17 protein-coding genes are annotated in these 24,415 nt (G+C 67.4%); 5 read left to right on the forward strand and 12 right to left on the reverse strand.

Annotated features, from left to right (window positions below; genetic code table 11):
- Entirely contained in the window at nucleotides 1-972 is a 972-nt protein-coding gene (locus BMZ48_RS03515) for a hypothetical protein (RefSeq protein WP_091531988.1), read from the reverse strand.
- Between the two features lie 12 nt (nucleotides 973-984).
- A complete protein-coding gene (locus tag BMZ48_RS03520; protein ID WP_091531990.1) occupies nucleotides 985-3,384 on the reverse strand; it encodes a cyclic nucleotide-binding domain-containing protein in 2,400 nt (799 codons plus the stop codon).
- Between the two features lie 100 nt (nucleotides 3,385-3,484).
- Between BMZ48_RS03520 and BMZ48_RS03525 the strand changes: the two genes are divergently transcribed.
- Nucleotides 3,485-4,798, forward strand: coding sequence for a multiheme c-type cytochrome (locus tag BMZ48_RS03525; RefSeq protein ID WP_159431062.1), 1,314 nt, complete (start codon nucleotides 3,485-3,487; stop codon nucleotides 4,796-4,798).
- A gap of 394 nt (nucleotides 4,799-5,192) precedes the next feature.
- Here the strand turns inward: BMZ48_RS03525 and BMZ48_RS03535 are convergent, their stop codons facing one another.
- Complete coding sequence (locus tag BMZ48_RS03535; RefSeq protein ID WP_091531995.1) at nucleotides 5,193-6,704, reverse strand: protein adenylyltransferase SelO; 1,512 nt, start codon at nucleotides 6,702-6,704, stop codon at nucleotides 5,193-5,195.
- A gap of 4 nt (nucleotides 6,705-6,708) precedes the next feature.
- On the opposite strand from BMZ48_RS03535, the gene BMZ48_RS03540 reads away from it, so the two are divergent.
- The gene (locus tag BMZ48_RS03540; RefSeq protein WP_159431063.1) at nucleotides 6,709-7,980 is read left to right on the forward strand and encodes a C69 family dipeptidase; all 1,272 of its coding nucleotides are present in this window, start codon (nucleotides 6,709-6,711) and stop codon (nucleotides 7,978-7,980) included.
- 29 nt (nucleotides 7,981-8,009) lie between these two features.
- Here the strand turns inward: BMZ48_RS03540 and BMZ48_RS03545 are convergent, their stop codons facing one another.
- Entirely contained in the window at nucleotides 8,010-8,261 is a 252-nt protein-coding gene (locus BMZ48_RS03545; protein ID WP_091531999.1) for a hypothetical protein, read from the reverse strand.
- Between the two features lie 4 nt (nucleotides 8,262-8,265).
- A complete protein-coding gene (locus BMZ48_RS03550; RefSeq protein ID WP_091532002.1) occupies nucleotides 8,266-9,204 on the reverse strand; it encodes an oxidoreductase in 939 nt (312 codons plus the stop codon).
- A gap of 60 nt (nucleotides 9,205-9,264) precedes the next feature.
- Between BMZ48_RS03550 and dinB the strand changes: the two genes are divergently transcribed.
- Nucleotides 9,265-10,356 carry a DNA polymerase IV gene (gene dinB, locus BMZ48_RS03555; RefSeq protein ID WP_091532442.1) on the forward strand — a complete coding sequence of 364 codons (1,092 nt, stop codon included), beginning with the start codon at nucleotides 9,265-9,267 and terminating at the stop codon, nucleotides 10,354-10,356.
- Here the strand turns inward: dinB and BMZ48_RS03560 are convergent.
- From BMZ48_RS03560 to BMZ48_RS03590, 7 genes are all read right to left on the reverse strand, one after another.
- Entirely contained in the window at nucleotides 10,337-10,738 is a 402-nt protein-coding gene (locus tag BMZ48_RS03560; protein WP_091532004.1) for an NINE protein, read from the reverse strand. The two genes, dinB and BMZ48_RS03560, sit on opposite strands and share 20 nt — an antisense overlap.
- 94 nt (nucleotides 10,739-10,832) lie before the next feature.
- Nucleotides 10,833-12,035, reverse strand: a complete 1,203-nt coding sequence (locus tag BMZ48_RS03565) for an ABC transporter permease (protein ID WP_091532007.1) — start codon at nucleotides 12,033-12,035, stop codon at nucleotides 10,833-10,835.
- The gene (locus tag BMZ48_RS03570; protein ID WP_091532009.1) at nucleotides 12,032-12,739 is read right to left on the reverse strand and encodes an ABC transporter ATP-binding protein; all 708 of its coding nucleotides are present in this window, start codon (nucleotides 12,737-12,739) and stop codon (nucleotides 12,032-12,034) included. The genes BMZ48_RS03565 and BMZ48_RS03570 overlap by 4 nt, the downstream gene beginning before the upstream one ends.
- Nucleotides 12,736-14,031 (reverse strand): efflux RND transporter periplasmic adaptor subunit, encoded by a 1,296-nt coding sequence (locus tag BMZ48_RS03575; RefSeq protein WP_091532011.1) that lies wholly within the window; start codon nucleotides 14,029-14,031, stop codon nucleotides 12,736-12,738. Before BMZ48_RS03575 ends, BMZ48_RS03570 begins: the two co-directional genes overlap by 4 nt.
- Nucleotides 14,028-15,476: an efflux transporter outer membrane subunit gene (locus BMZ48_RS03580; RefSeq protein WP_091532444.1), complete on the reverse strand. Its 1,449-nt coding sequence runs from the start codon at nucleotides 15,474-15,476 to the stop codon at nucleotides 14,028-14,030. The genes BMZ48_RS03575 and BMZ48_RS03580 overlap by 4 nt, the downstream gene beginning before the upstream one ends.
- A gap of 134 nt (nucleotides 15,477-15,610) precedes the next feature.
- Entirely contained in the window at nucleotides 15,611-16,228 is a 618-nt protein-coding gene (locus BMZ48_RS03585; protein ID WP_091532013.1) for a class I SAM-dependent methyltransferase, read from the reverse strand.
- A gap of 83 nt (nucleotides 16,229-16,311) precedes the next feature.
- Nucleotides 16,312-16,728, reverse strand: coding sequence for a hypothetical protein (locus BMZ48_RS03590; RefSeq protein ID WP_091532015.1), 417 nt, complete (start codon nucleotides 16,726-16,728; stop codon nucleotides 16,312-16,314).
- Nucleotides 16,729-16,933: 205 nt separating this feature from the next.
- Here BMZ48_RS03590 and BMZ48_RS03595 point away from each other — a divergent pair, with 205 nt between their 5' ends.
- Nucleotides 16,934-18,715 carry a hybrid sensor histidine kinase/response regulator gene (locus tag BMZ48_RS03595; protein ID WP_091532017.1) on the forward strand — a complete coding sequence of 594 codons (1,782 nt, stop codon included), beginning with the start codon at nucleotides 16,934-16,936 and terminating at the stop codon, nucleotides 18,713-18,715.
- 15 nt (nucleotides 18,716-18,730) lie between these two features.
- Nucleotides 18,731-24,406, forward strand: a complete 5,676-nt coding sequence (locus BMZ48_RS03600; RefSeq protein WP_091532019.1) for an alpha/beta fold hydrolase — start codon at nucleotides 18,731-18,733, stop codon at nucleotides 24,404-24,406.
- Nucleotides 24,407-24,415 lie beyond the last annotated feature (9 nt).

Consider the following 24,415-nt stretch of genomic DNA (forward strand, 5'->3'; position numbering starts at 1 on the left):
CTACCAGTAGAAGAACACGCTGACGATGTGTGCAACGAGCGCTGCCAGCAGGCCGAAGCTGAGCGGGACGTGGATCAGCAGCCACACCTGCAGGCGCGCGTGCAGGGCGATGTCGCGGTTGATGCGTGCGATCAGGGCATTGCGTCGCGACAGCACATCCAGCAGTTGCTGCAGGCGCTGGGCTTCTTTTTCGTCCTTGCCGGCGGCGACCAGCTGCCCGGCCATGAACATCACCGTGTTTTGTGCCGTGGCATTGGGATCGAATCCTTTGGTAAGCCGCGCCTTCACCGCATCCAGACGCTCGGTGAGAAATTCGGTGATGCCGGCATCAGCGTCGGCGGCGGTCTTGGGAGTTTTGGGGCCGTAGAGCTGGGCGCGCAGTCCGCCGCCGATGCGGATGTTCTCGGCGGAGCGCACGATTTTGCGATGGACTTCCGGACCGAGCAGGTCGGCGATTCGGATCGCCTGCGCGTTGAGCTCGAAGACCTCGTCGATCCAGGCCTCGCGCTGGCTGCCGTCGCGCAGGCGGGTGATCGCCGACGGCAGACGCGTATAGACGACGACGCCGTAAAGCCCGGAGGCGATGACCGCCATCATCAGGGCATAGGCGGCGGTATGGATGTTCCAGCCGAACTGGAAACCGCAGTGCAGGGTCGCGATGACGACCAGCGCAAGGCCGAGGTAGACGTGTGCGGAGGTCCAGCCTTTCACGCTGCCCAGACGCGAGTGATAGCGCCGTTTGCGTACGCCGAGCCAGGTCAGCCACAGGATGAGAACGGCGCCGAGCGTGCCGAGCGTATAGCCCAGCCAGGTACCCCCGTTGGGGCCGTCGACCGGATCGTGCCAGAGATAGGCCGCGATGCTCAGCGCGCACAGCAGGATCGCCAGTTTCGCCCAGCGGTAGCCGGCATACTGCAGAAAACCGCTGTGGATCGGTTCGTCGATTCGCTTGGATGGGGCTGCCGTGCGCATGGACGGAGTCTTTCACGCAGAACCCTGGATGATGCGGATGAAGCGCTCGGGCGAGACGCGCAAGGCGGCGCCGGTCGGACAGGCGCGTACGCAGGCTGGCCCTCCGGGCAGGTCCTTGCACATGTCGCACTTTACGGCTTTCTTGGGCGCCGATGGGTCGTGGACCGGCGTGTGCGCCCCCGGCTCCTCGCCGCCAAACAGCAGCCAGCGCCAGAGGCTGGGGCGATGCGGCTGGGGGGCGCCCATCTGGATCACGCCATAGGGACAGTTGCGCACGCAGTTGCCGCAGCCGATGCAGGCATCGGAGATGAACACCTCGCCGCTGGGCGAGCGGTGGATGGCATCGGGCGGGCAGTCCTTCATGCAGTGTGGATGCTCGCAGTGCCGGCAGGACGTCGGCACGTGCAGGTTATGGACGGTCGGGCCGGCTTCGCGGTCCAGCCGCGAGATGCCACCGTGGGTGTCGGCGCAGGCTTTCTCGCAGTGATCGCAGCGCACGCACAGCGACTCGTCGATCAACAGAACGTCAGTGGCCTCGCCGAGGCCTTGTGCCATCAGGAACTGCACCAGACTGCCGCTGCCGGCTGCCGCGGTGGCATTGACGTTGGCCATCACGCGCTGACGGTAGGTTTCCTCCAGACGCGCGCGCAGCTCGGGCCGCGTCGCGAGCAGGGCCTTGAACGCACCGCCTTCCAGCTCGATCGTTTCGGTGGCGACTGCCGCCCTGACCGTGGCAGTGCGCGGTGTATCCGAGAGCAGCGCCATCTCGCCGACGTACTGTCCGGCCGGTACGTAGGCGAGCACGACTTCGCGCCCGCCGATGATGCGTGAGACCGTGACCGAACCTTTGCGGATCAGGTGCAGGCCGCCGGGAGCATCGCCCTCCCGGAATACCGTTTCGCCGGCCTTGAAGCGCCGCACCGTCGCGCTGGCCACGACGTCCTTCAGCGCATCGGCGTCGATGCCGGGCGCGATGTGTGCCTGGATCGCGCGCAGCAGGAAGGTTTCGTCGAGCACGCGTTTGACGCTGGGCACGCTGGCGATGAGCTTGTTCATCGAGCGCCGCGGGGTTTCGATCAGCACGCAGCCGGCGCCGGCGCGCACCGTGGCGCTGCGGCGGCGGCCGGAGATCAGGCTCATCTCGCCGAAGAACTGGCCGCTGCCCAGGGTGAGGGTGCGGGTGTCATCGACCGGGTCGATCGCGATCTCCACCGAGCCGTCGAGGATCGAGAAAAAGCTGTTGCTGTAATCGTTGCGCCGGAAAATGATCTCGCCCGGTTGTGGCGTGCGGATTTCCGAATCGAGCAGGAACTCGCGCAGTTGCAAGGGCGTCAGCGGAGACAGGATCGGGATGCGTGCGCGGATGCGCTCGAGCGTGGCATCGATGCTGCGAAAACCGGGGATGCGCGCGAACTTGGCCTTGAGCAGGGGGGCGTCGGCGGGTTCCGGCCTGCGCCCTTCGATGAATTCGACGACCTCATAGCCCTGATTCATCGCCTGCTTGATCAGTGGAAAGCCGGCGAGCGCACCGATGATATACAGCCCCGGCACGTTGGACTCGTACTGCGGCGAGACCGCGGGCACCGCGCCGGGATCCTTGCCCGGAAACATCACGCCGCAGCGCTCGACGAATTCGCGCGGCGGCGTGGCGCCCAGACGGGCGATCACGCGATCCACCGGGATTACGGCTTCCCCCTGCGCGGTGTTGAGGATGACCGCGCCGGGTTTGGCTGCGCCCGGGGTGGGGCGGACCGATGCCACCGTGGCGTTGTAAACGCAGGCGAGCTTGCCGTCCTCGATGGCCTTGAGGATCAGCGCATTGTTGCCGTCCTTGGCACGGTCGAATTCATCCCGCCGGTTGACGATCGTGACCTTGTTGCGGGCAGCGAGCGCGACGGCGTTCTCGATCGCGGCGTCTCCGGCGCCGACGACGACGATGGTTTCGTTCTGGTAGGCGTCGGGATCGTCGAGCTGGTACTGGACGAATTCGAGATCCTCGCCCTCGCAGCCGAGCTTGCGGATGTTGCCCTGCACGCCGATCGCGAGCACCACGTACTCGGCCCGCACCGTACTGCCATCGGCGATGACGATCGTGAAATTGCCCTTGCTGCCGTGGATCGCGGTGACGTTCGCGCGGTAGCGGACGTTGACTCCGAGTTGCGCGACACGCGCGTTCCAGGCCTCGAGGATGGCCTCGCGCTTGCCGGCCTCGAACGGAATCGAGGCGCGCAGCGGCAGCACGCCCGGCTCCGCCATCACATGCTTGCCCTTCTGGTAGCGGAAGATGGTGTGGGCGAGATGCGCCTCGGCTTCCAGCAACAGGTGCGGGATTCCGAGCTCGGCGGCGCGGCACGCGGCGGCAAGACCGGCGGGACCCGAGCCGATGATCCCGACTCTGACTGCGTCGCCCATGACCGCCGTTATCTCCCTGATGGCTCGCCTTGTGGCTGGCTGGGACCCAAACCTAGAATGGCCCGCAGCAAAGGGCAAGCCCACTCGGGGAGTCCAGGCCGTGTGTCCACCTCGTTTCCGCTTCGTCCGGATGCTGGGCTGTTTCGTTGCGGTGTGTGCGCTGACCTTCGCCCAGGGTCTGGTATCGGCCGGTGACCGGCACGAGGGTGTCGCCAGTTGCGCCGGCAGCACCTGTCACGGCGCCACGCGGCCATTCGGCGATGTGCCCATCCGGCAGGATGAGTATTTCATCTGGCAGCAAAAAGATGCGCACGCACGCGCCTACGCCGTGCTGCTCGGCGAGCGCGCGCAGCGCATCGGCCGTCATCTCGGGATCAGGCCACACGAGGCGCCGCAGTGTCTGGTATGCCATGCCGATTATCCCGCGCCGGAGTTGCGCGGCGAACGCTATCTGGTCAGCGACGGGGTCGGCTGTGAGGCCTGTCACGGTGGCGCCGGGCGATGGCTCGCCGAGCATACGCGTGCGGGCATCAGCGCCGAGGAAAAACAGCAACGGGGAATGACGCCGCTGTGGAAACCAGAAGTTCGATCCCGCGTCTGCCTGCAATGCCACCAGGGCGATGCACAGCATCCGATCACGCACGCGATGATGGCCGCCGGCCATCCGCCGCTGCTGTTCGAGCTGTACACCTTCACCGGACTTTCCCCGCCGCATTACGACTGGGATGACGATTACGCGCGCCGGAAATCTGCTCCGGATGCAGTGCGCGACTGGGCCGTCGGCCAGATGGTTGCGGCGCAGGTGTTCCTGACCGAACTGGCCTCCGGCCGGCTCGGTCAGGGCGGGGTGTTCCCGGAGCTGATGTACTTCGATTGCAACACCTGCCATCACAGCCTCGATGCCGGGCGCTGGACGCCGGGGCGGACCGGCCCGCTGCCACCGGGTGCACCGCCCCTGGCCGACACCCATCTGCACTGGGTCGGGGTTTGGCTCGACGTTGTCGCACCCGCGCTCGCCGATCGCTGGCACCGGCATTGGCTCGGGCTGCAGTCGGCGATGGCGTCGGGGCCGGCGGCGGTGCGCGCAGCGGCGGCGGCCATGCTCGGCCTGCTCGAGCGCGAGATCCTGCCCCTGGGTCTTGATCGGAGGCTCGATGCCGGTCAGCTCAGGGCCTTGCTGCAGGCGATCGCAGCGCTGCCCCATACGCCTCGCGCGCGCGACTTCAGCTCGGCAGAACAGGCGGCCATGGCCGCGCTGGTGTTTGCCGGTGCGCTCCAGGCGCGCGGCGAGCGCCCTGGGCCCACTCTCGACCGGGCCATCGATGCACTGTATGCCGCGGTGCGTTCGCGCGACCGCTTCGACCCGGCGCAGTACCACGCCGCCCTGGCCGAACTCCAGCGCGCCCTGCGTTGAGGAGTGGCTCGCCCGCGGCGTGCCGTGATGCGCGGCGGCGTGGGCCTCTCAGGGCTGTTGGTCGGCAAGAGGGTTTTGATGGGATGGACCAGACCCAGACTGTCCTGCGATCGCGGCCGTTCCGGCAGGGTGCTGGCGATGGACAGGGTGCGGAGGCTGCGCATGATGCGCGTGAGCGTATCGGTTCCGGTCCCGGTTTGCGCGCAGTTGCCGACGCAGGGCAGGCGCCGGCGATACACCACACCGAGGCTGCCGATTGCGCCGGGCTTGCCCTCGACGATGACGCTTTCCAGCTCGGTTGCGTGTGTCTCATCGGCCGCGGCCACACGGATGAAGCACGCTGCCGGCAGTCGCGCGAGAGCCGCAGTGCGGGTTTTCATGGCGCAGCCTGTGCTCAGGACGAGCAGCTCACCACGATGTGGCGCGCCTCGGCGGGCGGTTCCTCGGCATAGGCGGCGTGCTCGGGCTGTTCGTCGTAGGGATGCGCAAGAATCTCGAGTAGGCGCTCGATTTCAGCGGCACTGCCGGCTTCTGCAGCCGCGATCGCGCGCTGTGCCAGATGGTTGCGCAGCACATACTTGGGATTGACTGCGTTCATCGCCGCACGGCGTGCGGCATCGTCGCTCTGTTCGCTGCGCAGGCGCGCGCGGTAGTCGGACAACCAAGCGTCGAGCGCGGCGGCGTCAGGGATGCGCGCGCGCAGGGCCTCGGCGGTGTCGTCATCGGCGCTGCGCACGCTGGCGAGCGCGCGGAACGAGAGCGTGAAATCCGCATGCCCACGATGCAGCAGGGTCAGGAAGCGGTTCATCAGCTCCGGATCACCGGCGCGCGCCTCGCGCAAACCGAATTTCGCGCGCCACAGATCGGTCATTGCTTTCGCATAGACAGCCGGATAGCGATCGACGATGGCTTGCCCGATCTCGGCGGCCTGCTGGACATCCGCCGCAAGCAGCGGCAGACAGGCCTGGACCAGCCGCACGCAGTTCCAGTGACCGATCGCCGGCTGGCGGTCGTAGGCATAGCGGCCGCCCTCGTCGGAATGGTTGCAGACGTGATGGGCGTCAAAGCCGTCGAGAAAGCCGTACGGCCCGTAATCCAGGGTCAGGCCCAGCACCGACATGTTGTCGGTGTTCATGACGCCGTGGCAGAAACCCACCGACTGCCATTGCGCGATCAGACGCGCAGTGCGTTCGACGACGCATTCCAGCCAGCGGATGTAGCGGTCCGGCTGGCCGGACAGTTCAGGGAAATGCTCGTCGATGACGTGGTCGGCCAGCGCTGCGAGCCGTGCGCACTGACCGCGCGCATAGAACAGCTCGAAATGCCCGAAGCGCACATGGCTGGGCGCGACGCGACAGATCACGGCGGCGCGTTCGACCGTCTCGCGCTGCACGGGATCGTCGGCGACGACGAGACTCAAGGCGCGCGTGGTCGGGATGCCGAGGTGATGCAGGGCTTCGCCGCAGAGATATTCCCGCACCGATGAGCGTACGACGGCGCGACCGTCGCCAAAGCGCGAATACGGTGTCCGGCCTGCGCCCTTGAGTTGCAGGTCCCAGCTCTCGCCGCGTGCGTTGCGCAATTGCCCGAGCAGGATCGCGCGGCCGTCGCCGAGCTGCGGAACCCAGACGCCGAACTGATGCCCGGCGTAGACCGTCGCGATCGGATCGGCGCCCGGCGGCACGCGGTTGCCGGAGAAGATCTGCACGAATTCCGGCGTGTGCAGCACCTCATGGTCGAGATCGAGCAGATCGGCGACCCGGGTATTGGCATGCAACAGGCGCGGGTTGGTCAGCGGTGTCGGCAAAACGCGGGTGAAGTAATCCTCTCCCAACCGTGCGAAGCGGTTGTCGAACGGCAGCGTATCAAGACGCTGTCTTGGGGTGGGGAGGCTGGCATTGGCCATGGCCGTGAGTGTGACCGATTACACTGCGCAAATGTGTGATACCCAGGTGTTGATCGCCGCTGACGCGGTCTGGTTCGCCAAGAATTCGGACCGCGAGCCTTCGGAGCCACAGCCGGTCGTGCGCTATCCGGCGGTGCGCGGCGATGGTACGGCGCGCGTGCGCGTCTCGCATATTGAGATCGGCCAGGTGCCGGACCGGCATGCGACGATTCTTTCGCAGCCGGCCTGGTGCTGGGGCGCGGAAATGGGCGTCAACGACGCTGGCGTTGCCATCGGCAACGAGGCGATTTTCTCGCGGCGGGCGACGCTCGCCCCCGGCTTGCTGGGCATGGATCTGGTGCGGCTGGGTCTGGAGCGGGCCGACAGCGCCCGGCGCGCCGTCGAGGTGATGACTGCGCTGCTCGAGTGCTACGGTCAAGGTGGCCCGGCCGGTTATCAGGACCGCCGGTTTTGCTATGACAACAGCTTTCTGATCGCCGACGGGCGCGAGGCCTGGGTGCTGGAAACCGCCGGGCGCAGCTGGGCGGCGCGCCGGGTGGGAGATTGCTATGCGATCTCCAATGCCTTGACCCTGGATGATGAAGCCGACGCGGTATCGTCCGATCTGGATACGACGAAGCCCCACTTCCGGAGCCGGTTCGACACCCGTCTGATGCCGTTTTTCGCGCGCGCACACGCGCGCCGGCAGCTGGCGCTGCAAGGCTTGTCGCGCATCCGCACCCCCAGTTGGATGGCGATGGCCGCGCAGTTGCGTGCGCATCGCCACACCGATTCCGACCCATCTGCCGGCAGCAACGGGGATGTCTGCATGCACGCCGCGGGTTTCATCCGCCGGCACCAGACCACCGGTTCGATGCTCGTGCGGCTGAAACCGGATCGCATCGATGCGTTGTTCACCGGAACCTCGGCGCCCTGTCTGTCGATTTTCCGGCCTGCGGCTTTCGAGGGAGAGTGGAGTGTGCTCACGCCGCAGACGCTGCGGATCGAGGCGCCCTTGTGGCGGCGGCACGAGTGGCTGCACCGCTGGGCGCTGGCCGATGCCGGGTTGCGCGAGCGTCTGCGCGCGACGCGGGAGGTAGTCGAGCGGCAGATTTTCACGCTGGTCGATGACGGCGGCGACGATGCACTGCGCCGCGCCGACCGTCTGGCCGCGGCCTGGCACAAGGTGATGTGGGAATCGCTCGCAACGCTGGCGCCACCGCGCCTGCCGCGGCACTGGCGGCGCATCGCCGCGCGCGACGGGATCGATCCCGCGCGCCGTGCGCAGCGGCGTTGACCGCTGGCGGCACGGATCGGCTGCGCCGGTCAGATGCCGCGCGATGCCGGCTGCAATTGCTGCAGATCTTCGATGCCGTCGCGGCATCCGCGCTCGAAATCCTCGGTGTAGCCCGCGCAGGCGCGCGGATCGCTGAGGCGGCCGCGCTGGGCCCACTCATACCCATCGGTGTGGGTGCTGCAGTGCCCACGGCACGGCGGGAGCGAGGTGATCGCGTCGGGGTCGGTGGCGCAGGCGCTGAGCCACAGCGCAGCGCAGATACCAGCGAGTCGTCTGCTCATCGGGTCATGCCGACAGATAGCGCACGCCGGTCGCCTGCTCGGACAGCGCCCACAGCCGCGCGCCGAGTTTGGGGTCGCGGGCGCTGCGACGGCATCCGACTTTGCGCGGATAGCCGCGCAGCTCGCGCCAGCCATCCGGTCCGATGTAGTCGCCGCTGCGCACATCGGCGGCGGTGGCCGCATAGAGAATCGGCAGTGCGCCCATCGCTGCGCTCTGGCTGAACAGCGCATTGCCGATCCGCATGACCAGGCGCCCCAGCGCGGAGCGTTCCTGCGCCGGCCCGACGAACATCAGATTGGTCGCCGAATAGCCCGGATGTGCGGCGACCGCGACGATGTCGATGCCGGCGGCGCGCAGCCGCCGGTCCAGTTCGAAGGTGAACACCAGGTTGGCGAGCTTGCTCTTGCTATAGGCATCCCACTTGTTATAGGGGCGGCGGGTGAAATGCGGATCGTCGAGATCGAGCCCCCGTGTCCAGCGGTGCGCAAGGCTGGCGACGGTGACGATGCGCGACTGCGGCGTCGCCCGCAGGCATTCGAACAACAGCCCGGTCAGCGCGAAATGTCCGAAATGGTTGGTACCGATCTGCATCTCGAAGCCGTCGCGGGTTTTCTGGAACGGCAGTGCCATCACCCCGGCGTTGTTGATCAAGCCGTCGAGCCGGTTGTGCTCGCGCAGGTATGCCTCGGCAAAGGCGCGTACTGAAGCGAGGTCGGCCAGATCCAGCGGCATGAACGCCACCTGCGCCTGCGGTACCCGGCGACGCACTTCGGCGAGCGCCGGTTCGGCGCGCGATGGCGTGCGGCAGGCCATGATCACCTGCGCGCCGGATGCGGCCAGGGCGATGGTCGTCTCCAGCCCCAGCCCGCTGTTGGCGCCGGTGACGATGTAGCGTTTGCCGTGTTGCGGCGTGATCGCCGCCGCAGTCCAGCGTTCGGCCATGGAGTGTTCCCGGTGACGCCCGGCAATCCCGGGCCGGCGACATCCTACAATCTGTGGGCGATGCGCAAAATCATCCACGTCGACATGGACGCGTTTTATGCGTCGGTGGAGCAGCGCGATGATCCGGCGCTGCGCGGCCGGCCGGTGATCGTGGCCTGGCGTGGCCCGCGATCCGTGGTTTGCGCCGCGTCTTACGAAGCGCGTCGCTACGGTGTGCGCTCGGCGATGCCGGCCCTGCGTGCCGAGCGGCTGTGCCCGGATGCGGTCTTCGTGGCCCCCGATTTTGCGCGTTACCGTGCAGTGTCGCGCCAGGTGCGCGAGATCCTGATGCGGCATACCGACCTGGTCGAGCCGCTGTCGCTGGACGAAGCCTATCTCGACGTGACCACACCCAAGAGTGCGCTGCCCAGCGCCACTGCCATCGCCGAGTCGATCCGCGCATCGATCCGCGACGAGCTGCGCCTCACCGCATCCGCTGGCGTTGCGCCGAACAAGTTTCTGGCCAAGATCGCCTCGGACTGGCGCAAGCCCGACGGCCTGTTCGTCATCCGGCCACGCGAGGTGCAGGCGTTTCTCGATCCGCTGCCGGTGACGCGTATCCCCGGCGTCGGCAAAGTCATGGACGCAAAACTCCAGCGCCTGGGCATCCGCACCATCGCGCAGCTACGCCTGTACGACCCGCTCGCGCTGGAGCGATGCCTGGGTCGTTATGGGCGGCGCCTCCATGAGCTTGCGCAGGGCATCGATCCGCAGCCGGTTGTTCCGGATCGGCCGGTACAGTCAGTCTCGGCGGAGGACACGCTCGCCTGCGATCTGCCGCTCGCCGAGCTGGCGCCTCACGTGCGGCGCATGGCGCACAAGGCCTGGCAGGCGTCACGCAAGACCGCGCGCATCGCCCGCACCGTCGTGCTCAAGCTCAAGACCGCGGACTTTCGCATCCTCACGCGCAGCGTGACGCCCGGCGTGCCCCCAGCGTCGGAAAACGAACTCGCGGAACTGGCGCTGGGTTTGCTCGCGCGCGTCGGCGACGATGGGCATGTGCGCTACCGGCTCGTCGGCGTGGGCCTGGGCAATTTCCAGGCGCCCGATGATCCGCGCCTGCAGCCGGATCTGTTCGCCGCGCCGGTGGCGGTCAGCCACGCGCCGCGTTGAGCTCGTCGATCTGGCCGTTGAGCGTCCAGTAGTCGTAGAGCACGCCGAGCAGGAACAGCCCACCGCTGAACAGGTAGATCAGTCCGGTGATCCACTTGCCCATGTAGAAGCGGTGGATGCCGAAGATGCCGAGAAACGTCAGCAGCACCCAGGCCACCGAGTAATTGACGGGACCGGCGCGGTACTTGATATCGGCGGCGCGGTCCATCGACGGGATCAGGAACAGGTCGATGATCCAGCCGATGAACAACAGCCCCAGCGTGAAGAACCAGATCGTGCCCGTGATCTGGCGGCCGTAGTAAAAGCGGTGCGCGCCCATGAATCCGAAAATCCACAGCGCGTAGCCAACAAGGAGATGATGTGAGTTGCCGGTGCGGGTCATGGCCAAGCCTCGTACAGTGTCCGTGCCTATGCTAACCGCACGCCGCACGCGGGTTCGACGGGATGGGCACGCAAAAGCCTGCTGCCTCGGTGCGTTACTCGTGGCGCAGTGCCTCGATCGGATCGAGCCGCGCCGCACGCAGCGCCGGGAAATAACCGAAGATCACGCCAATCGCGCCAGAGAACAGAAACGCGATCAGGTTGATCGACGGGCTGAACAGGAATGGCACCTGCATTGCGCCAGCCAGCGTCACCGAAGCCACGGCCGCCAACACGATGCCGATCAGTCCGCCCAGACACGAGAGTACGACCGCTTCGACCAGAAATTGCAGCATCACCTCGCGTTCGAGCGCACCGATCGCAAGCCGGATGCCGATTTCACGCGTGCGCTCGGTGACCGAGACCAGCATGATGTTCATGATGCCGATCCCGCCGACCAGCAGACTCACCGCGGCCACGGCGCCGAGCAGCATGGTCAGCACGCGGGTGGTTCCGGTGAGCGTCTCGGCGATCTGCCGTGTGTCCATCACCCGGAAATTGTCGTCCTCGCTATCGCCGATCCGGCGCCGCTCGCGTAGCAGCGACTCGATCTGGGCCTTGACTGCGTCGATCGATTCGGGCGTGGTCACCGACACCATGATCAGGTTGACGTCCAGGCTGCCGCTCAAACGGCGCTGCACGGTGCGCAGCGGCATCACGATCACATCGTCCTGGTCCGAGCCCATCGCCGACTGCCCCTTGGTGCGGAGCAGACCAATCACTTCGCAGGCGAACTGCTTGACGCGGATCTCGGAACCGAGCGGATTTTCTGCCTCGAACAGCTTTTCGCGGACGGTGCTGCCGAGTATGCAGACAGCCTTGCCGGCGCGCTGTTCGGCGTCGGTGAACTCACGGCCCGAGGCCAGCGTCCAGTTCCCCGCGGCGAAGTAGTCATTGCTCGTGCCGGTGACCGTCGTGGCCCAGTTGCGGGCCTGATGGACGGCGGTGACCGCGGTGTTGACGACCGGTGCAACGGCAGCAATGGATGCGATCTGCGTGCGTATGGCTTCTACGTCCGCGATCCTGAATTTGGGTGCATCGGCCGCACCGGGACCCATACGCTGCCCGGGGCGCACCATCAGCAGGTTGCTGCCCATGCTCGCGATCTGATCGGAGACCGAACGCGTCGCGCCATTGCCCAGGGTCACCATCGTGATGACGGCGGCGACCCCGATGACCACGCCCAATACGGTCAACATCGAGCGCAGCAGATTGCGGCGGATCGCGCGCATCGACAGCAGCAGCGCATTGCCGATCATGATGCGGGCTCGGCGTAGCGGTCACTCTCGACGCGGCCATCGACGAAACGGACGATGCGCCGGGCATACCGCGCCATCTCCGGTTCATGGGTGACCATCAGCACGGTGATGCCGTGCTCGCGGTTGAGCGCGGTGATCAGGTCCATGATTTCGGCGCTGGTGCGGGTGTCGAGGTTGCCGGTGGGTTCATCAGCGAGCAAAACCTTGGGGCCGGTGACGATCGCACGCGCGATGGCGACGCGCTGTTGCTGGCCGCCGGAGAGCTCGGCCGGGGTGTGGTGTTCCCAGTTGTCCAGACCGACCCGGCGCAGGGCGGCGCGCGCAGCGGCGCGGCGCTCGGCGGCGGGGTGGCCGCGATAAATCAGCGGCAGCTCGACGTTCTCCAGTGCCGTCGTGCGCGGCAGCAGATTGAAACCCTGGAAGACGAAGCCGATGAAGTGCCGGCGCAGCAGCGCGCGCTGATCCCGCGACATCGTCTCCACCGGCATGCCCCGGAACAGGTATTGCCCATCGCTGGGGGTATCCAGGCAGCCGATGATGTTCATCACCGTCGATTTTCCCGAACCGCTCGGTCCCATCACGGCGACGAATTCACCCTCGTGGATGCTGAGATCGATGCCCTTGAGTGCATGGTACGAGGCTCCTCCGCGCCCGTAGATCTTGTGCAGCCCGATGAGGCGGATCAGCGGCGTGCTTTCGTTCATCGGTTGACGGAAACTTCGGTGATGACCTGCATGCCGGCCTCGAGCTCGCCGCCGGTGATTTCGGTGACGCGTCCGTTGGTCGCACCGGTTTGCACGGACAGCGCCACCGGCCGGCCTTCACGCAGCACCCAGACCTGTTTGGGGGCCCCATCGTCGGTGCTGGCGGTCGTCTTGACCGCGCGCGGTTGGCGGGGCGGGCGTGGCATCAGCACCGAGAGCAGATTTTGCCGGCGCTGTGGCTGCGAGTCCGCCGCCGGTGGGTTGAAGCGCAATGCGGCGTTGGGGACGAGCAGGACGTTGTCCCGCGTCAGCGTGATGATGTCGGCGGTGCCGGTCATGCCGGGGCGCAGGCTGAGATCGTCGTTGGCGACTTGCAGGACCGCCGGGTAGGAAATCACGCCGCCGTTGTCGGTGGCGTTGAATCCGACGCGCAGGATGCGGGCGTGAAAGCGCCGGCCCGGCCAGGCATCCACGGTGAAGGATGCCTCCATGCCGGCCTTGACCTGGCCGACGTCGGCTTCGTCGATGTCCACCTTGAGTTCCATCTTCGACAAATCCTCGGCGATCGTGAACAGCGTGACGGCCTGCAACGAGGCGGCGACGGCCTGGCCGGGGTCCACGGCGCGTTGCAGCACGACACCGTCGATCGGCGAGCGGATGCGGGCCTTGGCCAGATTGGTCTGGCTCGTGCGCAGCGTGGCTTGTGCCTGGGCGACGGCTGCCCTGGCGCTGGCCACATTGGCACGCGCACGGGCATGTTCGGCTTCGGCCGTGTCGAGTTCGGCCTTCGCCGGGACCTTGCCACCAGACAGCCGGGCGACCTCGCGGTAACGGTTCAGCCTGGTCTCGGTCTCGGCAAGCGTGGCCCGTGCCTGCTCGAGTCCGGCCTGCGCCGCAGCGAGCGCAGCGCGTGCCTGGGTGACGGCATCCTCGAACTTGGAGAGGTCGAGCTGCGCGAGGATCTGGCCCTTGGTCACGTGATCGTCGTCATCGACGAAGACCGCGGCGACCGTCCCCGACAGCTCGCTGCCGACCGCGACCTGGTGGGTCGGCTGTAGCCGACCGGTGGCCGAGACCTTGACGACCAGGGTGCCGCGTTCGACGGGGTGCGTGATCCACTGCGGCGCATTGGATGCACCGTCGCGCGCCAGCAGCATGGCGATCGCCGCAGCGGCAGCCAGCGCGATGACGACCAGAACGGCGGTGCGCCAGCGCCGGCGTCCGTGGCCGCGCACGGCGATCCGGTCGATGGAAACCGTGGTGGAACCGTCGGATGGAGGGACAGGGGTCATGAAGCAGGTTTTGCAGTGTCGGTGGGATCGGTCATCGTCCAGCCGCCGCCCAATGCCTTGTAGAGCTGGATTTGTGCGCTGGCCAGTTCTCCAGTGGTGACGGCGAGCTGATCCTGCAGATCGAGGAAGGTGCGCTGACTGTCGAGTACGGTCAGAAAATCGACCAGGCCGCTGGCATAACGCTGCTCGGTGAGCTGCCGGGTTTCGCGGGCTGTGGCCACGGCCTGTTCCAGGCGCTCACGCCGTTCGGCACGGCTTGCGAGCGACACCAGGGCATCCTCCACCTCTCGTAGCGCCGTCAGCACGGCGGCCTGGTAGGCCAGACGCGCCTGTTCAAGGCGCGCGTCTTCGACGGCGATGGTGGCGCGGATGCGGCCTGCATCGAAGATCGGCGCGGTGACCGCAGCCAGCAGTGAACGGCTGGCCGGCGCACTGCCGAGCCCGCCGATCGCCAGGGCTTCCAGGCCGATGCTGCCGGACAGTCTCAGGCTCGGATAGCGGGCTGCCTGGGCTTGACCCAGACGTGCCACCTGCGCGACGACCCGGCGCTCGGCTGCGCGCACGTCCGGCCGCTGCCGCAGCGTATCGGCCGGGATGCCGGTGGCGATCGCGACTGTGGCCAGCGGAATCTGCGCCGTCGCCGCCAGGCGCGTGCCGAGCTCGCCAGGCGCGCGCCCGAGCAGGACGGCCAGGCGGTTCTGCGCCTGCGCGATGGTGTTGCGCAGCGATGGCAGCGCGGCCGAGGCGGCTTCGAGCTGGGTCCGCGCCTGGGCGGCGTCGAGCTCCGAGACCAGGCCGGCCTCACGCCGCCAGCGTGCGAGGTCGTAGCCGTCGCGCAGCACCCGCAGGCTGTCCTCGGCGAGCGCGAGGCGCTGCTCGGCCGTGCGTAGCTCGACGTATGCGAGGGCGACCTCGGCCGTGAGCGAGACCTGTACTGTGCGCAAATCCTCGAGGCTGGCCTCGGCCTCGGCTTGTGCGGCCTCGACGCCTTGACGCAGACCGCCGAAGAGGTCGATTTCCCAGCTCGCGTCGAAGCCGGTGCTGTAGAGCGTGCGGCTGCGTTGGGCACTGCCGGTCTCTCCGCTGGTCGATGCGTGCGACGCCGATGCGGAAACGTCCACCGTGGGGCCGAGGGCCGCACCGGACAGGCGGCGTTGGGCGCGCGCGGCCCGCAGCTGGGCCCGTGCGGCGGCCAGATCGAGATTCTCATCGAGTGCGTCGGCGATCAGCGCCGAGAGCACAGGGTCCGCGAATTGCTGCCACCATCGGGACAGGATCGCGGCCTGCGTCGGATGAAGATCGACCAAACCATCGGCTGAACCCTCGACCGACCATTGTGCCGGCAGCGTGGGCTGGAGCGTGCGATCGCCCTCTCCGGTGAGCGCGCAGCCGGCCAGCAGCCACGCCGAGACGAGCAGTGAGATCAAAAGGGTGTGCGCTGGCATTTTTCCGGAATCGTCGATGGCGGGCTCGCCATGCAAGCCACGCGGTCTGCGATCCTGCCACGCGAAGGTGTCGCCGGCGTGGTGGGAATGTGGGGATTTTGTGGGTTTGGAGAAACCGGTCTGTGTGCCGGACATCAGCCTGGTATGGCGTGCCCGGAATACACATAGGTCATCGGTCGGGGACCACGCAGATAGCGCGCGGTCAGCGCCTCGATGCAAAAGCCGCCGGCCTCGATCAGGGCCGGAATGTCGCGATTGAGGTGGCAGCCACCGGCCAGCGGTTTCCAGATCGGGGTGAGCCGGTCCTGCCAGCGCCGTACGTCGCTATCGGGGGCGATGCCGTGTTCGCAAAAAAGCAGTTGTCCGCCGACTTTGAGCACGCGGCGCATCTCGCGTAGCGCAGGGATGGGTTGCGCAATCGTGCACAGCGTGAAGGTGACGACCACGGTATCGAAGCTCGCGTCGTCGGCACCGATGTGCTCGACGACCAGCGGCACCATCTCGACCGGAATCGCAATCCGGGATGCGCGGCGGCGTGCCTTTGCCTGCATTGCGGCCGACGGATCGACGCCGACGATACACTGAACGCGGGCAGGATCGTAGAACTGCAGGTTGAGCCCGGAGCCGATGCCGATCTCGAGCACGCGCCTGCGCGCCTGCGGCACGATGCCGGCGCGCGCCTGCATCACCTCGGCCATGCCGCAGGCGCAATCGATCAGATGCGGGAGCACGTATCGGTCGTAAAAGCCCATCGCACGTCGTCCTGGAACGGGGAACGTCCGCAAGCCTGTCTGGCACCTGGCGGTGAGGTCCGGGGACAGGACAGGTGGCGTCTTTACCGTGCGCCGATCACAGCCGCGGCCCGATCGACGTCCTTGGGGCGTACCCAGAACACCGCGCCATAGCGTTCCGCTCCGGCGGCGATGGCGTCGATCGCGGTGATATTGATGCCGGCGCGGCCGAGTTTCTCGGCGAGTTTCACCAGCGCACCGGCGCGGTCCTTGCCCTGGGCGAGAAAGCCGGTTTTTTTCTTGGACAGCTTCCAGCCGTATTTGCGCGCGATCTCCTCGAGATGCTGCGAGTCCTCGGGGATGAGTTCGACCTGCGAGGTGCCGGAGGCCGCCGGAAATGCGGTCAGCGCGAGCAGGTTCACTCCATGTTTCTTCAGGGTCTTGAGCAGATGCGCGCCCTCACCGGGCAGATCGTTGGCGTGCAGCACGTAGTTGTTCACCTTGCGGATGCCCTTGGCCATCGTCTCGCTCCCTTTGTCCGGTCCACGATGCGGTCTTCCGAGCATACTCCGGTCGCCGGGCGCCGTGTTCCCCCCTCGCCTTGCTGGGGTTTTACGCGAGCAAGGTCTCAGAACTAGCCATTTGGCTAATACTCGGCGGCAGGTGCAGGGCGTTATCGTGTGGCGCACACGGATTACAAGACACGACCGAGAGGTGGCGGTTTAGATGCCGCAGGCACAGAGCTTCGATCGACCGGAAAAAGAGCCGCCGGATGCACCGGAGGACGGGCTGCGCTCGCTGCAGGGCGAGCTGATTCTGCTGATCGCCGATCAGGCGCGGCGGGTGCCGTTCCTGGTCGTGTTTTCGGCAGGCCTGGTCGCTCTGCTCGTCGCTGCGCATGTGCCGCCGATGTATCCGGCGGCATGGTGGGTGCTGACGGCGCTCGCCACCTGGGTGCATTCGCGGATCGTCGGCGGTTTGCCGTCCGACGGCGCGCGCAGCGAGGCCGCACGGCTGCGCCTTGCCGCCTTGAGTTTTACTGGTCATGCCATGGTGCTGGCGGCGGTGTTCGCGTTTTTCCCTTTCGTTCCGGTGACCACGGGGGCGGTGATCACGATCTACAGCGTCGCACTGTGTGCGGCAACCTTGCCGGCCACGGCGGGATACCGACCGATTTTTCTGCCGTACGCCGTGGTGACGCTCGGTCCGATCGCACCGCTGTGGGCGCTGACGCCGGGCATCGCCGCGAGCGGCTTCGACCGCCTGGTGTTCGTGGTCATGACCGCCGTTTATTTCGCCGCCATGCTCGGCCACGCCAAGGGGGCCTATCGGGTGTTCACCGAGTCTTATGCGATCCGCCAGCAGCGGCTCGATCTGAACCGGCAGCTGCGCAGGGCGCTCGAGCAGGCGCAATCGGCGAGCCGCGCCAAGACGCGTTTTCTGGCCTCGGCGAGCCATGATCTGCGCCAGCCGATCCATGCGCTGTCGCTGTTCACCGGATCGTTGTTAATGCGTCCGCTCGATCCGCGCACGAGCGCGATCGCCGAGCAGATCGACAAATCGGTCAAGACGCTGGCATCCCAGCTCGATGCGCTGCTCGACGTGTCGCGCCTGGATGCCGGGGTCATCGACCGTGCGATCGAGACGGTCGATCTCAAAGTCCTGTTGACGCAGCTTGGCGAGGAATTCGCGCCGCAGGCGCAGAAAAAAGGCCTGCGCCTACACGTGCATTGTCCGCAGAGCGTGCTGGTCAGCACCGATCCGCTGCTGTTCCAGCGCATCCTGCGCAACCTGCTCTCCAACGCCATCAAATACACCGAGCACGGTCATGTCGAACTGCGCGCGCAAGCACTCGGCGACAAGGTGCGGGTCAGCGTCGCCGACACCGGTCCCGGCATCCCGGCGGAGGAACAGGAGCGCGTTTTCGAAGAGTTCTACCAGCTCAACAATCCGGAGCGGGATCGCAGCAAGGGCCTGGGCCTGGGTCTTGCGATCGTGCGCAGGCTCACCGCGCTTCTGGATCTGGAGCTCAGGCTCGAATCGGCGGTCGGGCAGGGCAGTTGTTTTTCGGTCGATGTCCCGGCCGCAGCCCAACGGGAGACTTCGATGCTGGACACACAAGCGGCTCAGGTGACGGCGGAGGCTTCCCGCATCCAGGTGCTGGTCGTCGATGATGAGGAGACGATCCGGCTGGGCATGAAGACCTTGCTCGAGGAGATGGGCTTTGGCGTCGAGGCCGTATCGTCCACCGAGGCGGCGATCGAGTGCTCCCGCCGCTTCTGCCCGTCGGTGGTGCTGGCCGATTTCCGGCTGCGCGGCAGCGACAGCGGCATTCGCACGATCCAGGCACTGCGCGCGGTCTGGCCCGACCTGCCGGCCTTGCTGATCAGCGGGGATACCGCGCCCGACCGCCTGCGCGAGGCGCACGATGCCGGCGTCAAGCTGTTGCACAAGCCGGTGGCGGCGAGCGCGCTGCGCGACGCGATCATCGAAGCGGTGCAGGCTTAAAAAGTGCATGCGGCAATGACCGCGGACGGCCGCACCGTAGCCGACGAGGCCGGCGGCGGACGTTGCGAGCGCCATCTGTCGGCCGATGTCGTCGAGCTGTTTGCCGATGGCTCGAAATGGCAGGAGCGTCCGGATGCGGTGCAGCCGGCCTTTGATGTGATCATCGTCGGCAGCGGATATGGCGGCGCCATTGCCGCAGCCGGATTCGCCGGTTGTCTCGAAACCTCTGCGCAGGGCGCGCCGCGGCCCATCCGTGTCTGCGTCCTGGAGCGCGGGCGCGAGTACTTGCCCGGTGCATTCCCATCCCGCATGTCTGAGCTGCCGCGCCATCTGCGCGGCCAGTTCTTCGGGCGGCGTGTTGATGGCGAGGGTCTGTTCGATGTGCGCATCGGTCCGGACGTGAGCGTCGTCGTCGCCAACGGCCTGGGCGGTGGCTCGCTGATCAATGCCGGTGTCATGGAGACACCGGATGACGCCGTGCTCGACCGTTTCTGGCCGGCGCAGACACCGGGTTTGCCACCGCGCGCGCACTATTTCCGCGAGGCGCGACGGCGGCTCGGCGCGAGCCGTCCGGATCCGGACGATCCCTCGCGCGATCGCGACAACACCATCCTCGACCATGCCGGACATCGGGCGCGCCGTCTTGACAAGTTCGAGGTGCTGCGGCGGCTGGCTCCGGACCGGGCGTTCCGCCCGGCGGCGTTGACGATCGCATTGCGCGAAGGACATACCACGTCGGCCGGGGTACGTCTGGCTCCCTGCACCTTGTGCGGTGATTGCGCGACGGGGTGCAACCAGAACGCCAAGGAATCCCTGGACACCAATCTACTGGTCACCGCGCGCCAGCGCGGAGCCGTGATTTACTGCGGTGCGACGGTGCTGCGCCTGCAGCGCTCCGAGCGCGAACCGAGCTTGTGGTGCCTGCAGGTCGCGCATACCGATCCGCACCTGCGCGCCCGCGAGGGTCCACCGCGCTGGATCGCCGCGCGAAAGGTCGTGCTCGCCGCCGGCGCGCTCGGCTCGACCGAGATTCTGCTGCGCTCGCAGTGCGCCGAAGCGGGGCCGGCGCTGTCGCTGCAGCTCGGCCGGCGGTTTTCGACCAATGGCGATCTGCTGCTGTTCGGCCATGACTACCGCGCCGCGGATGGCGGCGGCATCGCCAACGCGATGGCCGACGAGAACCGTCGCCCGGGCGAGCGTCATATCGGTCCGACGATCACCGGTGTCATCGATCCGCGCATGACCGACGCAGCGCTGCGTCCGTCTCAACCGATGCTGATCGAGGAAATGGCGGTGCCCGGTGCGCTGCGGCGTTTCGCCGAGGAGATGGTGACGACGGCTGCCGCGCTGTATGCGCTGGAGCGGCGCGATGGATCGCAGCATGCGCAGGGGCATCCGCCGGACGATCCTTGCGCGGTCGATCCGCAGCGCATGCTGCGCACCTCGGTGTTTGCGGCGATGGGCGACGACGGCGCCGCCGGCGAGCTGCGGCTGTGCATCGATGCCGCCAGCGATCGGGACGGCCAGATCGACGTGGTCTGGCCGGATCTGCGTCGGCACCCGTTGTTCGATGCGCAGACCGATTATCTGTGCAAGCGCGCGGCTGTTTTCGGCGGCCTGACCATTCCCAATCCGATGTGGCGTTTTGTTCCGGAAAAGGTCGAGGCGATGACCGGCATCGGCCGCGGTCCGCAGCTCACCGTGCATCCCCTCGGCGGGTGCGCGATCGGTGCGGATGTCACACAAGGCGTGGTCGATCGCTATGGCCGTGTTTACGATGCCCGTGCGCCAGGGGCCGTGCACGACGGCCTGGTCGTGCTCGACGGCTCCATCGTGCCCTGTGCGCTAGGCGCCAATCCGGCGCTGACGATTGCGGCGCTGGCGCTGCAGGCGGTGGATTACCTGCGCGCCGAATGGGGTCTGCAAGCGCCGCCCGCGCAGACGGTGGCGCCACTGGAACGACCCTTGCTGCGCACGCGCGCCGAGATCGATGCCGACATCGACGCGCAGGCGGCAAAGCCGGTGGCGCGTGCATCGGTCAGTGAACGGCTCGCCGGCGTCGTGGCGCTGCGCGATGCCAGTGGCCGGGTGCGCGACTGCTGGGTCGAGCTGACCTTGAACTACGCTCCGTTCGCCCCATCGGCGCTGTTCCGCCCTGATTGCGAAGGGCGCTTGCGCGACGCGGTGCTCGAGGTGCCGGTGTCGGCCGATCCATCCCCGCCGGGACGGCTGCGCATCTTTCTGCTCGACGAGTGGCGGCGCATCCGCGATCTGCCGGAGGATGAGACGCGGCGCCGTCTGGAGGACGCGGCCGCGCGGAGCTGGGCCCTGGACGGGCGCCTGACCGTGTTCGAACGCGAGGCCAGCCGACCGCTGCAGCGCAGTGCGCGCGCGTTTTTCGCCTGGGTACTCAACCGCGGTCTGCGCGATGCCGACCAGGCGCTGCGGCGCGACGGCTGGCGTGTGCTGCTCGGCGCGGGGCCGCTTCTCCGTGATGCCTGGCGCCTGGCGAGTCAGGCCGGCGCCGTGCGCACCTTCCGTTACGCCCTGACCATCGGTCGCGCGCTGCCTGATGCACCGCCGCCCGAGGGTGATGCGCCGCAGCGCTTCGATCCGCCGGCGCATTTCAGCGGCCTGCCGCTCGCAGGATGCAAGCGCATCACCTATGCACGGCCCTCCAATCCCTGGCGGCAGTTGCAGGAGCTGACCCTCAGTCGCGTCGGTGATGCGCTGGTGCCCGGCCGCCCGGCGGTACTCGCGCTCGACCAGCAGTATCTCGCGGCGCGGGCGCAGGCCCTGTTGCGGCTCGAGTCCCAGCGTGATCATTTCGAGGCGCTGGTCGATCTCGCCGGACTTGCGCTGACGCTGCTGCGCGGACTGCTGCCGATCCATTTGTGGAATACGCGCAAGCCCGATGCGCCGGGCCCGCGCGTTCCCGTGCGTCTGCCCGGTCCTTTGCCGGGCCTGCCGGCCCCAGAGATCCACACCGTGGCGGTCGATCACTGCGATGGCGCAGCGGTCATCGCGCGTCTGACCCGCTACCGTGGTCCGCAGCCACGTCCGGCGCTGCCGCCGGTGCTGATGATCCACGGTTACAGCGCGAGCGGCACCACGTTTGCGCATCCGGCGCTGCGGCCGGGCCTCGCGCGCGCCCTGGCGCTCGCCGGGCGCGACGTCTGGGTCGCCGATCTGCGCAGCAGCTGTGGCATGCCGGGGGCGACCCGGCCATGGACCTTCGAGCGCATCGCGCTCTCCGACATCCCGGCCCTCGTCGATCACGTCTGCCGGGTGACCGGTTGCGCCCAGCTCGATGTCATCGCCCACTGCATGGGGGCGGCGATGCTGAGCATGGCCGTGCTCTCCGCCGATTTACCCGCGCACGGCAGCGGTGTGCTCAGTGCGCGCGACGGGGATTTCGTCGATCGCTTCCGGAGCGCACGCCAGGCCTTGCCCGGGCGCATTCGCCGCCTCGTGCTGTCGCAGGTCGGGCCGGCCGTCGTGCTCAGCCAGCGCAATATCTTCCGCGCTTTCGTGATGTCGTTCGCCGAGCAGTTGTTCGGACCGTTCACGTACAGCTTCCGTCCCGAACCGGATCAGGGAATGGCGCTCGACCTGTTGGACCGGCTGCTCGCCAGCGTGCCCTATGACGACGAGGAGCTGCGCGCGGAACAGCCATGGCAGTTCTGGCGCAAGACCGGCTATGTCGGCACCCGGCACCGCATGGATGCGCTCTACGGCTGCACCTTCAAGCTGGCCAATCTCGATTCCGCCGTGCTCGAACACATCGACGACTTCTTCGGCCCGCTGTCGATGGATACCCTGGCCCAGGTGATTCATCTCGCGCGGCTGCGCCGGCTCGCCAACCGCATCGGTCGCAACCGTTTCGTCAGTCCACAGCGGCTGGCTGCGCTGTGGAGATTTCCGACGATGAGCATTCATGGCGAGGACAACGGTCTTGCCGACATCGCGACGCTCGCGCACATGGCGCGGCTGATGCAGCAGGCCGGCTGCGACTTCACGCCGGTGCCGGTGCCGGGCTACGGCCATCAGGACTGCCTGATCGGCAAGCACCTCGATCCCCTGTTCGAGCGCATCCGTGCTTTTCTGGATGAACCGCCGCGCGGGCGCGGGGCACGGCCGGTGTCCGAGCCGGCGCTGTTGGCGCAGGCTCCGTGGATGGGGCCGATGCTGTTGCCGGATCCAGCAGGCGGTGCATACGTGCTGGGTGCCGGTGCCGATCCGGGGCGGGGGTTTCCGCTGGCATTCGTGCTCGTTGCCGTCGAACGCACACAGGCGGGTTTCCGGCGCCGCGCCGGGTGGCCGGTGCAGCGCCGTTATCTCGATACGACGCCGGTCGGCGACTGGCTGACCGAGCCCTTGCCGGCGTGGGCGGATGATTTCGCGGTGACCCATCTGGCCGCACTGTTCGTTTATGCCGGCACCGCGCAGGCGGATGTGCCGGATGCCGATGCCGTCGATGCCGCGGTGGACCGTGCGCTCGCTGGCATGGACGCAATGGCCGATGCCCTGCCGCCGGGCATTGTCGATCTGGGATGGCGGCAGGCAGACGGCGCTGCTCTGCGTCTTGCGCTCGGTAGTTGCCAATATCCGGCTGGCATTTTCGACGACGTGCCCGCTTATGCGGCCTGGCAGCGTCTCGTCACACGCTGCGCAGACCCGCGGCGGCGGCCACACGCGCTGATCCTCACCGGCGATCAGGTTTATGTCGATGCCACCGCCGGGCTGCTCGATCCATCACAGCGCGACGAGCGCTACCGCAAACCCTACGAACACTGGCTGCATCAGCGCCACGTGCGTGACGCACTGCGCCGTCTGCCGGTTTATACGATGCTCGACGATCACGAGATCGACAACGACTGGGCGCCATTGCCGCAGACGGCGCCTGCTGCGCTGCGCGCGCGCAACGCCGAGTATCGGCGATTCGGCGTCGAGGCCTTCCAGCGCTATCAGCGCGCTCGTGCGACGACGCCGCTGTGGTTCGAGACCCGCCTGCACGAGGTGGAAGTGTTTTTCGCCGATACGCGCAGCGAGCGCGGATGCCGCGACAGCAGGACGGCCGCACTCGCGCCGATCATGGATCCAGCGCAGCACGCCGCCTTGCTGGACTGGATCGACCGCGGTGCGCAGCACGACCGTCCCAAGCTGTTGGTCGCCCCTGCGGCGATGCTGCCGCGCCACCGCTACGCTCTTTGCGCAACCGGCGGCCCGGGTACCGCTGCAGCGGCCGTGCAGTCGGATGGCTGGGATGGCTGGCCGGCGAGCTGGCAGGCCGTGCTCGCGCGTATCGCCGACAGCGGCATCTGTGGGCTGGTGCTGCTCTCGGGCGATGAGCATCTGGGCCTGTGGGTGCAGGCGCGTGTGCAGCGCATGCAGCATGACATCGTCGATCGTGACGTGCGTTTCGAGTCGGTGCACACCGCCGGGCTTTACACACCTTACCGTTTCGCCAATGCCCAGCGATCCGACTTCGTGCTGGCCGACGATTTTGCGTTCGCCTCCGCCGATGGGCGCTACCGGTATCGTTGTACGCTGCACACGCGCGTATTCGAGGGTGCGGGTTTTACCTTTCTCGAACTGGCGCGCAGCGCCGGATCGTCCTGGAAGCTACGCGTGGAATACGACGACGGCAGTGATGCCCCGCAGCGCTGCGGCGAAGCCGAGCTGTCCTGACGTGCGCTG

The organism is Fontimonas thermophila, from assembly GCF_900113085.1.
Lineage (GTDB): Bacteria > Pseudomonadota > Gammaproteobacteria > Nevskiales > Nevskiaceae > Solimonas > Solimonas thermophila.

Excerpts from the sequence above, each read along its gene's own strand:
- BMZ48_RS03580 (WP_091532444.1), bottom strand. The coding sequence starts at position 15,476 with ATGCCAGCGCACACCCTTTTGATCTCACTGCTCGTCTCGGCGTGGCTG.
- dinB (WP_091532442.1), top strand. The coding sequence starts at position 9,265 with ATGCGCAAAATCATCCACGTCGACATGGACGCGTTTTATGCGTCGGTG.
- BMZ48_RS03585 (WP_091532013.1), bottom strand. The coding sequence starts at position 16,228 with ATGGGCTTTTACGACCGATACGTGCTCCCGCATCTGATCGATTGCGCC.
- BMZ48_RS03545 (WP_091531999.1), bottom strand. The coding sequence starts at position 8,261 with ATGAGCAGACGACTCGCTGGTATCTGCGCTGCGCTGTGGCTCAGCGCC.
- BMZ48_RS03560 (WP_091532004.1), bottom strand. The coding sequence starts at position 10,738 with ATGACCCGCACCGGCAACTCACATCATCTCCTTGTTGGCTACGCGCTG.
- BMZ48_RS03595 (WP_091532017.1), top strand. The coding sequence starts at position 16,934 with ATGCCGCAGGCACAGAGCTTCGATCGACCGGAAAAAGAGCCGCCGGAT.
- BMZ48_RS03550 (WP_091532002.1), bottom strand. The coding sequence starts at position 9,204 with ATGGCCGAACGCTGGACTGCGGCGGCGATCACGCCGCAACACGGCAAA.
- BMZ48_RS03575 (WP_091532011.1), bottom strand. The coding sequence starts at position 14,031 with ATGACCCCTGTCCCTCCATCCGACGGTTCCACCACGGTTTCCATCGAC.
- BMZ48_RS03600 (WP_091532019.1), top strand. The coding sequence starts at position 18,731 with ATGACCGCGGACGGCCGCACCGTAGCCGACGAGGCCGGCGGCGGACGT.
- BMZ48_RS03590 (WP_091532015.1), bottom strand. The coding sequence starts at position 16,728 with ATGGCCAAGGGCATCCGCAAGGTGAACAACTACGTGCTGCACGCCAAC.
- BMZ48_RS03515 (WP_091531988.1), bottom strand. The coding sequence starts at position 972 with ATGCGCACGGCAGCCCCATCCAAGCGAATCGACGAACCGATCCACAGC.
- BMZ48_RS03570 (WP_091532009.1), bottom strand. The coding sequence starts at position 12,739 with ATGAACGAAAGCACGCCGCTGATCCGCCTCATCGGGCTGCACAAGATC.
- BMZ48_RS03535 (WP_091531995.1), bottom strand. The coding sequence starts at position 6,704 with ATGGCCAATGCCAGCCTCCCCACCCCAAGACAGCGTCTTGATACGCTG.
- BMZ48_RS03520 (WP_091531990.1), bottom strand. The coding sequence starts at position 3,384 with ATGGGCGACGCAGTCAGAGTCGGGATCATCGGCTCGGGTCCCGCCGGT.
- BMZ48_RS03565 (WP_091532007.1), bottom strand. The coding sequence starts at position 12,035 with ATGATCGGCAATGCGCTGCTGCTGTCGATGCGCGCGATCCGCCGCAAT.